This is a genomic window from Pseudomonas siliginis (assembly GCF_024072275.1).
Lineage (GTDB): Bacteria > Pseudomonadota > Gammaproteobacteria > Pseudomonadales > Pseudomonadaceae > Aquipseudomonas > Aquipseudomonas siliginis.
On the sequence record NZ_CP099598.1, the window covers coordinates 2645470 to 2660567 of the forward strand.

The following is a 15098-nucleotide window of genomic DNA, read 5'->3' on the forward strand; positions in this document are numbered from 1 at the left end:
TCGGCGCTGCCTGCGTCGACCGCTCAGCCGGCAGACCCCGGTCGGTCAGTAAAGCTCATTGCAACGCAAAGTCTGCACGGCGAGTTTCTCGAGACATCGATCCCGCAATGGTTGACCAGCGCTTTGCCGCATCGGCGCGAGTCGCTCAAGGCGGTTCCGACCGCGTTACCGTCCTGGTATCAGCATGCGACGCCGGCCCAGCGCAAAACCCTCGACGAGACTTTCAAGGCCAGCGTCATTGCCCAGAACAGTCTCGACAAAAGCATGGCGAAATTCGTCGATGTCGAATCATTCGCCAGGCCGTTATTGATCAAAGCCTTGAAGGACCAATACGCGCTGGAAATCGATGTAGACAAAACCCTGTTATGTCTGCGGCGCCCGGTCGAAATGGGTATTCAGAGAACCGTATTGGCCTCGTTCGAGGTTCTCAAGATCACGCTGCTGGAAGCCTCGCTGCACAACTTCGAAGCTGACGAATGTGAAGATACTTATCATTCGAGCTCCGGTTTTTTTGTGGCGACGCCTGCTGCGGACACATTCAAGCACGTCGACACAGGCCTCACGGTCAGCCAGTTTTTGCACCTTTGCCGCAATCTGGATATAGGCCAGCAATACCAGACATACCTGCAGGGATTTTTCCATCCGGGGGACGCGGTGGCAGAGGCGGTGCTCAGCGAACGCTTCATCGCCAGCCAGAAGGCAGCGATGCGCGCCGCAGCCGAACAGGCGCTATTGCGCAATCACATCGAGGCGGCAGATCACGCGATGATCCTCTCGGTCATCGACGGCGAAATGCACCCGTGGATGGGGCGCAAGCAAGTCTGGTTCCAGGACCTCGGCCTGATGAAAAAAAGGCTGACCGGGTGCGTGGCTTTCGTCATCTGCGAAAAATACCGTTACACCGATGAACTGATCCTTTACATCCCCAACGACCCGGAACATCCGCTCAAGCGCTACACGTTCGAGCAAATGCGCGAAGAGCTCGAGCGCTTGCTCACCGCACGTGATGCGTCGCAACAGACCAGCGCAGAGCCCACCGCCTACCAGCGTTTTTTCAGTCAGTTCCTGCCCTATGATCAGCGCCCGTACTATTTCAGCCAGTTCAGGCAAAAGGCAGCCGACTCACCTGGCGATGCCTGGGACGTTCTGCGTTCCCCTTGGCTGGCCTTCGTACAGGGTTTTACCGGTGGTTCTACATTCACCACCATCGAACAGGTTCCGCCCGAACGCACAGTCAAGTGGGAGCCGGCGGTTGATCCGTACATCGCGCCTTCGACAGTCGAACGCAAGGGCAGGGGGCTTTGGGCGCCCAACGAGGACTTGTGGCAATACCTTTATGCGCAGAATCGCGCCAAGGTGTTGGCCGACGCGCGAAGCCACGCGGTACCCACTGCCGATGTCGATGCGAACGCACGAGATGCCAAACTGGCCCATCTGATGCAGATCGGCATGCTGGGCTTGAATCTGGTGTCGATGTTCGTGCCTGTGCTGGGCGAAACAATGATGGTCGTGATGGCGGGACAACTGCTGTATGAAACCCTTGAAGGCGCTATCGAGTGGAGTGAAGGTGATCGCAGGGCCGCCAGGGATCACCTGGTCGACGTGGCCGAGAATCTCGCTCAGGTTGCCGTGATGGCGGGTGTTGGAGCAGGTGTAAGGAAGTTCTCGGCCGCCAGGACTGTACCGGTCATCGAACAGCTGAGTCCGGTCACGTTACCCAATGGCGAAACCCGCCTGTGGAAACCTGATCTCAGCGGCTACGAGGCCCCTGTTGTCCTTGACGCACACCTGACCCCGAATCCTTCCGGGCAGTATGCGGTGGATGGCAAAACCTGGATCCGTCAGGACAACAAGGTGTATGAGCAGGTCTTCGACGACTCGATCAACCAGTGGCGCATCAAGCACCCGACCGATCCTGCAGCCTATCAACCTGTTCTGCAAAGTAATGGCCATGGAGCGTGGCGCCATACCCTGGAGCGTCCTCTGGAATGGGATCGTCTGACGCTGTTGCGGCGCATGGGCCACATCTGCGAGCCGCTATCCGATACGGAGCTGCTCAAAGCGATGGATATCAGCGGCGTCAGCGACGATATGTTGCGCAAGATGCACCTCGACCATGGGGTGCCGCCACCGGAGCTGATTCAGGCCATGCGCTTGTTGAAAACCGATGCACAAGCCGCGCAAGTCATTGAGCAACTGGAGGGTGGGGCGCCGGTCGATGACAAGTATCTGTATGCCCTGCCACTGGTCACTGACATGCCGCGCTGGCCGGCCAATCGCGTACTGGAAGTCTTTGAGGGGACGCAACTGACCGGCAGATCCGTCAAGTATGGCGGCGGATATCGGGTGCGGGGTGTCGGGGGCAAGGCACCGATCCGGATTTCCCGGGCGGACGTCCTCAGCGGCGACCTGCCGCAGCTTGTTCTGGGCGGACTGGATGAATCGGAAATCGTCCACCTGCTCGGAGGTGAAGGTGCGCGGGTTCGAGAAGCGAGACCTGCAGAACTCGCCAAGCAAATTGCGGCCTATGCCCAAACCCGCCAATCGGCCATTTACGACAGTATTTATCAGGGCACCGAGCCTGTCGCCGATCAGGTCAGGCAATTGCAGAACGCCTGTCCGGGACTCAGTGAGTCAGCTGCACAGCAAGTGCTGGCGCAGGCGCGGCCGGATGAACTGCAACGGCTCGGCTCAACTCGTCCCATACCGCTGCGCATGCTGGAGGAAGCTCGCTGGTATGCGCGCCGCAGCCGGCAGGTGCGGGCATATGCGGGGCTGCGCAGCGAGAATATTGCCTCGGCGGACAGTCGATGCCTGGCGTTGCACACGCTTGAACGGTTGCCCGGCTGGCCGGACAACTTGCGCCTTGAAATACGCGAGGGCAGCGACAGCGGTCCGTTGCTTGAGAGCATTGGCAGCCAGACGGCCTTCGAGAGAAAGTACCTGATCAAAAGCGGCCAGCAATTTCAGGCATTCAACGACCGAGGCGAAACGCTCAACAGCCTGCCACGCCACGGCGACAACTTTTATGCCTCTCTCATGCACGCTCTGCCGGATCACGCGCGGCGCGCCCTGGGGGTGCCCGAGGTCAGTCAGTCGGCCGAACTGCAAAAGAAAATCATCGCCCACGCTGACCAGCACCACGGCATGGCGGCCGCATTGCTGGAACAGCCAGCGCAGTGGATGAGACCGCCTGTACGGGTAAACGAAGCGCTGATCGGCTATCCCGCCAGCGGAAGAGCGGGTTGGCTGGAGCGCAATCTGGTTGCCGACCTGCGCGACCTCTACCCGGGCCTCACCGATCAGCAGGCCAGTGGATTGATCCTTGAGCAGGTGCGTGCGGGCAGAAACAACCGGGAGATTTTTCGGTGGTTGCAGTCGCGACGCGAAGAGTGGCAACAACTTGAGGCAACACTGGACGAGTGGGCGGGGACCAACGCGATGGCTCCCTGGGAACCTTCCGGTACTGTTCAGAATCTGCTGGTCGCGCAAGCGCTTAAAACCAGTTGGCGCAATGCCCTTTTGGTCGATGAAGTGCCCAATGCGGATCAACTGCGCCTGGTGACTTACGATGCTTTGCCCGCGCTGACAGCAGACTTTTCCCACGTGCGTAAATTGTCCCTTCGCGGAGATGGCATTACTGATGGCAATGCCGACGCTTTTCTTGCCCTGTTTCCCGGCCTGGAAAAACTCTCGCTGGGTGAGCGCGAGAGTTATTTTGATTTGGGTATGCACCAGCAGTCGCTGTCCTCTCTGCCCGCAAGCTTAGCCAGGATGCCTGCATTGAAAACGCTCAAGCTGAGGACCTCGGCCCCGGCAATGGCCACAGATTTCCCTCAGCGGGTGAAAATGTTGACCTCGCTCGAAGCCCTTGAACTCGATTTTCAAGGATTCATTGACGAGAACCCGCCGGCACTGGAACTGGCCGCGCTCAAACACCTGAAACGACTCAAGATCGAAGCCCCCGGCATGACGCAATGGCCAGCATCGGTACAAGCGCTTCCCGAGCTGCAGAGGCTGGATCTGTTTCGGACGTCAATCGCTTCCATTCCTCCAGCGCTCTATACCGGCCATGAAAAACTGTGGGCGGGCCTGTCACTGAATTGGTCGAACTTCTCCCATGAGGCATTCAAACCAGCATTCGAGTACGTCAAAAATTATTCGGGGTCCATGGGGCATCTGATGGACCTGAACTTGATGGTCCGCCAGTACTGCCTCGGTGAACTGAAATTCCTCACGGGTGAAGGCCGCTTTCTCGATCCGTTGCCTGAGCACATCATGACTGTCTGGAATACCCCGGAAACCCGGTTGAAAGCGATCGAACTGCTGCGCCTGGAACACGCCGGGATCTTCCGTCGGTTTTATCAACCGACGACGTCCGATGGCCTGCGTGGCGCTGCACGCGAGCCGCGCTGGCAGTCGCCGCCGAACAGCGCGGTGGTGCGTGAGCTTGAGGAAAACTGGCGCGCGAGCGTACGCAAACGCTATCGCCTGCTCGACCTGGGGGACGATTCTCTGGTATTCGAGCTGTCTGACACAGACGGTTTGAACCATGGCGCGGCCATCAGCGAGCTTGTGTCATTGCCGGCCGGTACATTTTCCCATGTGCAGACCTTACGTCTGGATCGGTTGAACGTGCCGGCTGGACAGATTCAGGCTTTTCTGCAAGCGTTCAGCGGCGTGCGGACACTGCAAATCACTGGCTGCGGATTGACCGAGTTGCCGGTGAAACCGGCGGATTTTGCGCAGCTGACGCGGCTGGACCTGTCCAGCAACCAGATCACCTCTACGGGGGAAATTCAAAGCCAGTTCGCCGAGCTCAAGGCGCTTGAGTTTCTGAACTTGCGGCGCAACCGTTTGACGGCGCTGGACGTGACGGCCATGCCGAAGCTCGAAGTGCTGGATTTGAGTGGCAATAGCCTTCAAACGTGGCCAGCGGGGGCGGAAAATCTGTCCGGGTTGAAGTGGCTGGATCTGCGAGACAACAGCCTCGATTCGCTGCCCGAGCGCGTTCTGGCCATAGACAGCGTATTGCTCAAGAGCCATCTGACCGGGAACCCGTTCAGCGCTGAGGCAGAGGCAGCTCTGACAACGGCGCGCGGGCGTATCGAGGCGAGCAACGGTTTGCCTCGAGGTGCATTGAAAAGCTATGAAAGTCAGCCGGCCGGCTACCTGGTCGCTGCGAACACCTCGGTGCCAGGCACCGCGTTTTCCCGGATTCACGAGTTTCTGTTACCACTGCGTACTGCGTCATCTGCGGCTGAAGGTAGCGCAGGTCTGGTCAGGCGGTTGCGGGAATTGAATCCGGACCTTTCCCAGGAACAGGCCCAGCACTGTATTGCGCGGTTGGGCGGCGCAGGGTTGGATGAAGCGCAGATTGATGCCCGGATCAAGGACTGGCGAGAGAGTGACGAGGCGCTGACGCGTCAGTTGAACGGTTGGATCTTCAAGCCGGCGGCCGCGAGGGTTTCGACGCAAGACAGAGTCTTCACGGCGATGAGAATCCGTGATTGCTGGGTCGATGGACTGACCCGTCATACCGAAGAAGCGGGTCGCAAGCTCGACCTCAGCGGCTTGTACATTGTTGAGTTGCCGCCTCTGTCGAACGCGTTTACGCAAGTACGAACGCTCGACCTGACTTCGGTAGGGTTTTCCTTGCAGAGCCTGAATGATTTTTGCGGCGCTTTCCCTGAACTGACCACGCTGGTGCTTAACTCCAACAATCTGGAGGGGCTACCGGAGGCTGTCGGTACATTGCAGAGGCTGGAGCATCTGGAGCTACGCATTAACCATTTTGCTGAAGCGCCTGGCGTTTTGCAGCAAATGGGCAATCGCCTGCGTTCGCTGGATCTGAGTCATAACCAACTGAGCCAATTCAACGCCAGCGCACTCACCCGGATCGAGCGCCTGAATCTGTCTCTCAATTCGATAAGCCACTGGCCTGATGGGGTACAGGCACTGGAGCATTTGCAAACTCTCAATCTTCTTGGCAACCGTATTTCCCTATTTCCCGACACGCTGCTGGATGGCAACCATGAGCGACTGGTGGCAGGCACCGACCTGCGCGGAAACCGACTGCCTCTCGAGAGTCTGGAACAGCTCAGGGACTACAGTGCGGCTAACGCGAACCGTGGCGTCATGGGGTATTCGTTTGCATCTCTCGAGCGCGCAATTACCGAGTATGAAGCGACGTCCGAAAGCGAGCCCGATACGCCTTTTGATTCCGACAGTAGCGATAGCGATGACAGTAATGCCGGCGGTGCCGGACGCGTGGACAGGCATGAAGCCGTGGAAGCAGACGAAATCATCGCCAATCCGCAGCAAGACGTAGATGAGCAGGCAATGAACACCTGGCTCAATTACACCCGGACCCAGACGCGCGAAACGCGGCAAGCGCTATGGCTGCAATTGGCGCGCGAACCCAACCATGAGGCGTTCTTTCACCTGCTGTCGATGTTGCACGACACTGCCGATTTCAGTGTGTCGGGCGCTGATCTGACGCAACGGGTATGGCGGGTGATAGAAGCGGCAAGCGAAAACACGGAGTTGCGCGAGTTGCTCTTCTTCAACTCCGCGACTCACGGCACCTGCCCCGATGGCCGAATACTGTCGTTCAGTGAGCTGGAAACGCGGGTCTATGAATACACCGCATTGCGCGACATCCCACGCCATCTGCCTGATCAGCGCGGCATAGCGTTGGTCGAGCTGACGCGGCGCCTGTTCCGACTGGAAAGGGTCGACAGGCTGGCGGAAGCAGCTGGCAGGTTCCAGGACCGGGCCGAAATCCGTCTGCAGTACCGAATCGGCATGACGCGCGGCTGGCCCGACGGGTTAGAGCTGCCTGCGCAACCGGATCACATGTTGTACAGGACACCGATCGAGGGACAACTGCTGAGCGAGGCACGCGCTTCTGTGCTGGCCGACGAAGCGTCAGGCCTGTTCCTCGAGGATTTGATTGCCCGCGATTACTGGATTCGCTACATGCGCGACCGACACGCCGCCATCTTCGATGAGCTTGAACGCAGCGCCACACACCGTCAGGAAGAAGTCGAGGATGCGCATCCAGACAAGTGGAACGACGAGGACTCGCGAAGACTGTACGTGGAAGCGATGAGCCAGTTGGAAATCGAGCTGGCGCAGGCACGCACCGACAAACTCAAGGAGCTGTCTCGCCAGGAACTGGTAAACCTTGCGCGGGTCGCTGCAGGGGATTCGCAGACACGCCCGGCGTCACCGCAACCGGGGCCGTCCTCGCGTCGGGACTGAGGAGCTGACCCGATCCGGGAATCGCAAACTCCCGGATCGGCTTTGCAACAAGCCTCAGCTGTCGTAACCCAGATTCGGCGCCAGCCAACGCTCGGTCACGCTCAGATCCTGTCCCTTGCGTGCGGTGTAGCTTTGCACCTGATCCTTGTCGATCTTGCCCACCGCAAAGTATTGCGCTTGCGGATGGGCGAAGTACCAGCCGCTGACCGCTGCGGCGGGGAACATTGCGTAGTGTTCGGTGAGGAACACGCCACTGCGCCCGGCGCGCATTTCCGCAGCCTCTGGATCGAGCAGGGTGAACAGCGCGGCTTTCTCGGTGTGATCCGGGCAGGCCGGGTAGCCGGGAGCGGGGCGGATGCCACGGTATTGCTCTTTGATCAGTGCATCGTTGTCGAGGGTTTCATCCTTGGCGTAACCCCAATGTTCTTTACGCACTTGCTGGTGCAGCCATTCGGCGCAGGCCTCGGCCAAGCGGTCGGCGAGGGCCTTGACCATGATCGAGTTGTAGTCGTCGCCAGCGTCCTGATAAGCCTTGGCCACTTCTTCGGCGCCGATACCGGCGGTGGTAATGAAGCCGCCGACGTAGTCGGTGACTTCGCTGTCTTTGGGCGCAACGAAGTCGGCGAGGCAGAAGTTCGGTTTGCCGTCGGTCTTGATGATCTGCTGGCGCAAGTGATGCAGCTTGGCCAATGGCTTGCCGTTATCGTCGTACAGCTCGATGTCGTCTTCGTTGACCTGATTGGCTGGCCAGAAACCGAACACCGCACGGGCGCTGATCAGCTTTTCGTCGATCAGTTTGGTGAGCATTTCCCGGGCGTCCTTGTACAGCGCAGTGGCGGCCTCACCGACCACTTCATCTTCAAGGATGCGCGGGAACTTGCCGGCCAGGTCCCAGGAAATGAAGAAAGGCGTCCAGTCGATGTACTCGGCCAGCACGTTCAAATCGATATTGTCGAGCACCTTGCTGCCGGTGAAGGTCGGTACCACTGGCTGATAATTGGCCCAGTCGAATTGCGGCTTCTTCGCGATGGCGGCGGCATAGCTCAGGCGTTCGGTGCGGGCGCTGCGATTGGACGTGCGCTCGCGCACGTCGATGTATTCCAGGCGGGTCTTCTCGACGAAACCGGCCTTGAGCTCCTTGGACAACAACTGTGTCGCCACGCCGACGGCGCGCGAGGCGTCGGTCACGTAGACCACGGCATCGTTGCTGTACTTCGGCTCGATCTTCACCGCAGTGTGCGCCTTGGAGGTGGTCGCGCCACCGATCATCAGCGGCAGATGGAAATCCTGACGCTGCATTTCGCGGGCAACGTGAACCATCTCGTCCAGCGACGGGGTGATCAGGCCGGAAAGGCCGATGATGTCGCACTTTTCTTCTTTGGCGACCTGCAGAATCTTCTCGGCCGGGACCATCACGCCGAGGTCGACGATGTCATAGCCGTTGCAACCAAGCACCACGCCAACGATGTTCTTGCCGATGTCGTGCACGTCGCCCTTGACCGTGGCCATGAGGATCTTGCCCTTGGCTTCCGGCTTGTCGCCTTTCTCCAGTTCGATGAACGGGATCAAGTGCGCCACGGCCTGCTTCATCACGCGGGCGGATTTCACCACTTGCGGGAGGAACATTTTGCCGGCGCCGAACAGGTCGCCGACGATGTTCATGCCGGACATCAGCGGGCCTTCGATCACTTCGATCGGCCGCGCAAACGACTGGCGGGATTCTTCGGTGTCTTCGACGATGTGCGTCGTAATGCCCTTGACCAGCGCATGTTCCAGACGTTTGTTGACGTCCCAGTTACGCCACTCTTCGGTCTCGGCTTCCTTGACGCTACCGTCGCCCTTGTACTTGTCAGCGATGGCGAGGAGGGCGTCGGTGCCGTCCGGGGTGCGATTGAGGATCACGTCTTCGACCGCGTCGCGCAGCTCGACCGGGATCTGATCGTAGATCTCCAGTTGACCGGCGTTGACGATGCCCATGGTCAGCCCGGCGCGGATCGCGTAGAGCAGGAACACCGAGTGAATCGCCTCACGCACCGGGTTGTTGCCACGGAACGAGAACGACACGTTGGACACGCCGCCGGAGCTCAGCGCATACGGCAGCTCGTCGCGGATGTAGGCGCAGGCATTGATGAAGTCGACGGCGTAGTTGTTGTGCTCTTCGATGCCTGTAGCGACGGCGAAGATGTTCGGGTCGAAGATGATGTCTTCCGGCGGGAAGCCGACTTCGTTGACCAGAATGTCGTAGGAGCGTTTGCAGATTTCCTTTTTGCGCGCTTCGGTGTCGGCCTGGCCGGCTTCGTCGAAGGCCATCACCACCACCGCAGCGCCGTAGCGCTTGCACAGCTTGGCGTGGTGGATGAACTGCTCGACGCCTTCTTTCATGCTGATCGAGTTGACGATGCCCTTGCCCTGGATGCACTTGAGGCCGGCTTCGATGACTTCCCATTTCGACGAGTCGATCATGATCGGCACGCGCGAGATATCCGGTTCGCCGGCGATCAGATTGAGGAAGGTCACCATGGCCTTCTTCGAATCGAGCATGCCCTCGTCCATGTTGATGTCGATGATCTGCGCGCCGGCCTCGACCTGCTGCAGCGCGACTTCGAGGGCTTCGGTGTAATTGTCTTCACGGATCAGGCGGGCGAATTTTGCCGAACCGGTGATGTTGGTGCGCTCGCCGACGTTGACGAACAGCGAGCTGCGATCGATGGTGAACGGCTCCAGACCGGAGAGGCGGCAGGCCTTGGGAATGTCCGGAATCTGACGTGGCGCGTAACCGGCCACGGCTTTGGCGATGGCTTCGATGTGGCCCGGCGTGGTGCCGCAGCAGCCGCCGACGATGTTGAGGAAACCGCTCTGGGCGAACTCTTCGATGACTTTCGCGGTTTGCGAGGGCAGTTCATCGTACTCGCCGAACTCGTTCGGCAGGCCGGCGTTGGGGTGCGCGGATACGTGGGTGCTGGCCTTGTTCGACAGCTCTTCCAGGTACGGGCGCAGTTCGCTGGCGCCGAGGGCGCAGTTCAGGCCTACGGAAATCGGCTTGGCGTGCGCTACCGAGTTCCAGAACGCTTCGGTGGTCTGCCCCGACAGGGTTCGGCCGGAGGCGTCGGTGATGGTCCCGGAAATCATGATCGGCAATTCGAGGTGCAGCTCTTCGAACACACCTTGTACGGCGAAGATCGCGGCTTTGGCGTTGAGGGTGTCGAAAATGGTTTCGATCAGGATCAGGTCGGCGCCGCCCTCGATCAGGCCTTTGGTGGCTTCGGTGTAGTTTTCCACCAACTCATCGAAGGTTACGTTGCGGTAGCCGGGGTTGTTGACGTCGGGCGACAGCGAGCAGGTGCGGCTGGTCGGGCCGAGCACGCCGGCAACGAAGCGCGGCTTGGCCGGGTTTTCGGCGGTCTTGGCGTCGGCAATCTTGCGCGCCAGACGTGCGCCTTCTACGTTTAACTCGTAGGCCAGCTCTTCCATGCCGTAATCGGCCATGGAAATGCGCGTGGCGTTGAAGGTGTTGGTTTCGAGAATGTCGGCGCCGGCGTCCAGATAGGCTTTTTCGATACCGCCGATCACGTCCGGACGGGTGATCACCAGCAGGTCGTTGTTGCCCTTGACGTCACTCGGCCAGTCCGCGAAGCGCTTGCCGCGATAATCCTGTTCTTCGAGCTTGTAGCTCTGGATCATCGTGCCCATCCCGCCGTCGAGAATCAGGATGCGCTCTTTGAGGGCTTGCTTGAGAGCTTGAAGGCGGACGCTGCGATCGGACATGTGGACTACTCGGAAAGACCATTACGAAGGAGCGCGATCATAGCAAACCTGTGCGCTTTTGGAGCATGTGCAGCTTTTGCATGAATATCGCTCATGTTGGTGCGAGCGTCATAACGGTAGAATCGCAGCCTTTTTTTACCATCGAGATCAGCAGCATGCCGCACCGTTTCATCAGTTTATGGTTGCTGGTCCTGAGCGGGAGCGTTGCGGCGCAAGATCCCGCCATTTCTTCTTCCATCTCCTACAGCCGAGATATCCAACCGATCTTCACCGAGAAGTGCGTAGCCTGCCATGCGTGCTATGACTCGGCCTGTCAGCTCAATCTCGGCAGTGGCGAAGGCGCCGCCCGTGGCGCGAGCAAGATGCCGGTATATGACGGCGAACGCACCCAGGCGGCACCGACCACGCGCTTGTTTTACGACGCCTTCGGCAAGCGCGCCTGGCAACAGAAAGACTTCTATTCGGTGCTCGACGCCCAGGGCAGTCAGGCCGCGCTGATGGCACGGATGCTTGAACTCGGCCACAAGACGCCGCTGACGCCGAACGCCAAACTGCCAGAAGAGATTGTTCTTGGGCTCAATCGCAACAATCTATGCGCAATGCCTGCGGAGTTCGACGGATATGCCGGCGCGCACCCGAAAGAGGGCATGCCGCTGGCGGTCACTGGCCTGACCGACCAGCAATACCAGACCTTGCAGCGCTGGCTGGCGTCTGGCGCGCCGATTGATGAGCAGAGCCTGGCGCCGACTGCCAAAGAGGCCATGCAGATCCTGCAGTGGGAGAACCTGCTCAATGCTCCCGGTGCTCGGCAAAGTCTGGTCGGGCGCTGGCTGTTCGAGCACTGGTATCTGGCGCACATCTATTTCAAGGACGGTGAGCCGGGGCATTATTTCCAGTGGGTGCGTTCGCGTACGCCGAGCGGCCAGCCGATTGATCTGATCGCCACTCGCCGCCCCAACGACGACCCGGGCACGCAGGTGTATTACCGCATGTGGCCGGTGCAAGGGGTGATCGTGCACAAGACGCACATCACTTATCCGCTGAGCGCGGCGAAAATGGCCCGGATCAAAAGCCTGTTCTACAGCGGCAACTGGCAGGTCAACGCGCTGCCGGGTTACGGCCCGCAAAGCCGTGCCAATCCGTTTGCCACTTTCGAAGCGATTCCGGCGCAGGCGCGCTATCAGTTCATGCTCGATAACGCCGAATACTTCGTCCGCACCTTCATTCGCGGCCCGGTGTGCCGTGGGCAGATCGCGACCGACGTGATCCGCGACAACTTCTGGGCGCTGTTCCAGGCGCCGGAACATGATCTCTATATCACCGACCCGAACTACCGCGGCCAGGCCACGCCGCTGCTGGCGATGCCGGGGCAGAACGACGATGTCGGCAGCGTGCTGAGTCTGTGGCGCAACTATCGCGACAAGCGCAACGAATACGAGGCACTGCGCCGTGACAGCTATGCCGATCTGCCGGCGCCGAGCTGGTCGACGCTGTGGGCCGGCAACGACAACGCCTTGCTGAGCATTTTCCGCCACTTCGACAGCGCTTCGGTGACCAAGGGGCTTATCGGAGAGGTGCCGCAAACCATGTGGCTGTTCGACTATCCGCTGCTGGAACGCACCTACTACCAGCTCGCGGTCAATTTCGACGTGTTCGGCAACGTTTCCCATCAGGCGCAGACCCGTCTGTATTTCGACCTGATCCGTAACGGCGCGGAACAGAACTTCCTGCGCCTTATGCCCGCCGACTCGCGTGAGGATTACCTCAACGATTGGTACCAGGACGGCGGCCAATTCAAGATGTGGCTCGATTACGAGGCCATCGATGACGACAAACCGACCGCATTAAAGCTCGACGAAAAAGACCCGAAACATGATTTCGCCATGCAGTTGCTGGCGCGCTACGGTGATCTGAACGCGCGGCCAGACCCGATCAATCGCTGCGACGGCGCTTATTGCTCGCGACCGAATATCGATCCGGCGTTGCAGAATGCCGAGCAGGCTTTGAGCCGTCTGGCCTCGCGCCCGGCAGCGGGACTGAAAGTCATCGACCAGATGCCCGAAGCGACCTTGCTGCGTGTCGAAACCGCCAGCGGCAAGCGCGAGGTCTACAGCGTGCTGCGCAACCGCGCCCACAGCAACGTGGCGTTTCTGCTCGGTGAATCGCTGCGCTATCAGTCGGGGCTCGACACCTTGACGATCTATCCGGGCGTGCTCAGCAGTTACCCGAATTTCATGTTCAACGTCCCGGCCGAGCAGGTACCGGCGTTTGTCGATGCCATGGAAAACGCCAGGGATGTCAATCGGTTCGAAAAGATCGTCGAGCGCTGGGGCATTCGCCGCAGTCATCCGCAGTTCTGGCTGTATTTCCACGATCTGAGCCAGTACATCCATGAAACCGACCCGGTGGAAGAGGGCGTGCTGGATATGAACCGGTACGAGAATCTTTGAGTATTCGCAGGCGTGTGCCCGGGATTCTTTCCCGACAAAAATACTAGGACTTTGTCAGCCGCGCCGATTGGCGTAAACTGCGCCCACGCCTGCGAGGAGTTTTTATGACCGCTATTACCATTACCGACGCCGCCCATGATTACCTGGCCGATCTGCTCTCCAAGCAGAACACCCCGGGCATCGGCATCCGTGTCTTCATCACCCAGCCTGGTACCCAGTACGCCGAAACCTGCATTGCCTACTGCAAGCCGGGCGAAGAGAAACCTGAAGATACCGCGCTGGGGCTGAAAAGCTTCACCGCCTACATCGATTCGTTCAGCGAAGCGTTTCTCGATGACGCGGTTGTTGATTACGCCACCGACCGCATGGGCGGCCAGCTGACCATCAAGGCACCGAATGCCAAAGTGCCGATGGTCAATGCCGACAGCCCGGTCAACGAGCGCATCAACTACTACCTGCAAACCGAGATCAACCCGGGGCTGGCCAGCCACGGCGGTCAGGTCAGCCTGATCGACGTTGTCGAGGACGGCATCGCTGTGTTGCAGTTTGGTGGCGGTTGCCAGGGCTGCGGCCAGGCCGACGTAACCTTGAAGGAAGGCATTGAGCGCACCTTGCTCGAGCGCATTCCTGAGCTCAAGGGCGTTCGCGACGTGACCGACCACACGCAGAAAGAAAACGCCTACTACTAAGGTGTTCGCTGCGAACATGAAAAACGGCGCCCCGTGAGCGCCGTTTTTTTATGGGTAACTTTTGCCGCCCCCATTCGCGAGCAGGCTCGCTCCCACATTGAAATGCAATCACCTGTGGGAGCGAGCCTGCTCGCGAAAGCGTCTTCAAGGGCGATAAAGATGCGCATGCCCGGCCCGATACAACGAAGACTCGCTGAACACCTCGCTGCCCAGCACCCTGCCAACCAAGATCAGCGCCGTACGCCGAAAGCCTTTGGCCTCGACCTTTGCGGCAATGTCCGCCAATGTACCTACCACCCAGTCCTGATCCGGCCATGTCGCGCGGTGAATAACGGCAATCGGGCAGTCCGCGCCGTAATGCGGCAGCAGTTCAACCAGTATTTTTTCCAGATGATTGACCCCCAAGTGGATCGCCATGGTCGCGCCGTGCTGCGCCAGGCTCGCCAGTTCTTCGCCGGCGGGCATCGCGGTCTTGTCGGCGTAACGGGTCAGGATCACGCTTTGCGAAATGTCCGGCAGAGTGAGCTCTGCGCCCAGCAGTGCTGCGCATGCCGCTGTGGCGGTCACGCCAGGGATGATCTCGAAAGGAATGCTCAGCTCACGCAAGTGGCGGATCTGCTCACCAATCGCGCCGTACAGACCTGGATCCCCCGAATGCACACGGGCCACATCCTGGCCTTTGGCATGGGCGCTCCTGATCAAATCGATGATTTGTTCCAGATGCAGTTCGGCGCTGTTGGCCACGATTTCGGCCTGATGACCTTCCAGCACCGCTGCGGGTACCAGCGAGCCGGCATAAATGATCACCGGGCAGCTGCGAATCAGCCGTTGGCCTTTGACGGTGATGAGTTCCGGGTCGCCGGGGCCGGCGCCGATGAAGTAGACGGTCATCGTTGAATCCTTGTGAAGAGGCGCAGACACACTGCAG

At 59.6% G+C, this 15098-nt stretch carries 5 protein-coding genes; 3 read left to right on the top strand and 2 right to left on the bottom strand.

The window, feature by feature from the left end:
* Positions 1-264: 264 nt before the first annotated feature.
* Complete coding sequence (locus NF676_RS12355) at positions 265-7266, top strand: dermonecrotic toxin domain-containing protein (protein WP_252887807.1); 7002 nt, start codon at positions 265-267, stop codon at positions 7264-7266.
* Positions 7267-7320: 54 nt separating this feature from the next.
* Here NF676_RS12355 and metH read toward each other — a convergent pair whose 3' ends face one another.
* A complete protein-coding gene (gene metH / locus NF676_RS12360; protein ID WP_041478700.1) occupies positions 7321-11031 on the bottom strand; it encodes a methionine synthase in 3711 nt (1236 codons plus the stop codon).
* A gap of 155 nt (positions 11032-11186) precedes the next feature.
* On the opposite strand from metH, the gene NF676_RS12365 reads away from it, so the two are divergent.
* The gene (locus NF676_RS12365) at positions 11187-13481 is read left to right on the top strand and encodes a fatty acid cis/trans isomerase (RefSeq protein ID WP_252887808.1); all 2295 of its coding nucleotides are present in this window, start codon (positions 11187-11189) and stop codon (positions 13479-13481) included.
* Positions 13482-13585: 104 nt separating this feature from the next.
* Positions 13586-14170 carry a Fe-S biogenesis protein NfuA gene (gene nfuA / locus NF676_RS12370; protein WP_003225494.1) on the top strand — a complete coding sequence of 195 codons (585 nt, stop codon included), beginning with the start codon at positions 13586-13588 and terminating at the stop codon, positions 14168-14170.
* Between the two features lie 144 nt (positions 14171-14314).
* Here the strand turns inward: nfuA and cobM are convergent, their stop codons facing one another.
* Entirely contained in the window at positions 14315-15061 is a 747-nt protein-coding gene (cobM, locus tag NF676_RS12375; protein WP_056785217.1) for a precorrin-4 C(11)-methyltransferase, read from the bottom strand.
* Positions 15062-15098: the final 37 nt, after the last annotated feature.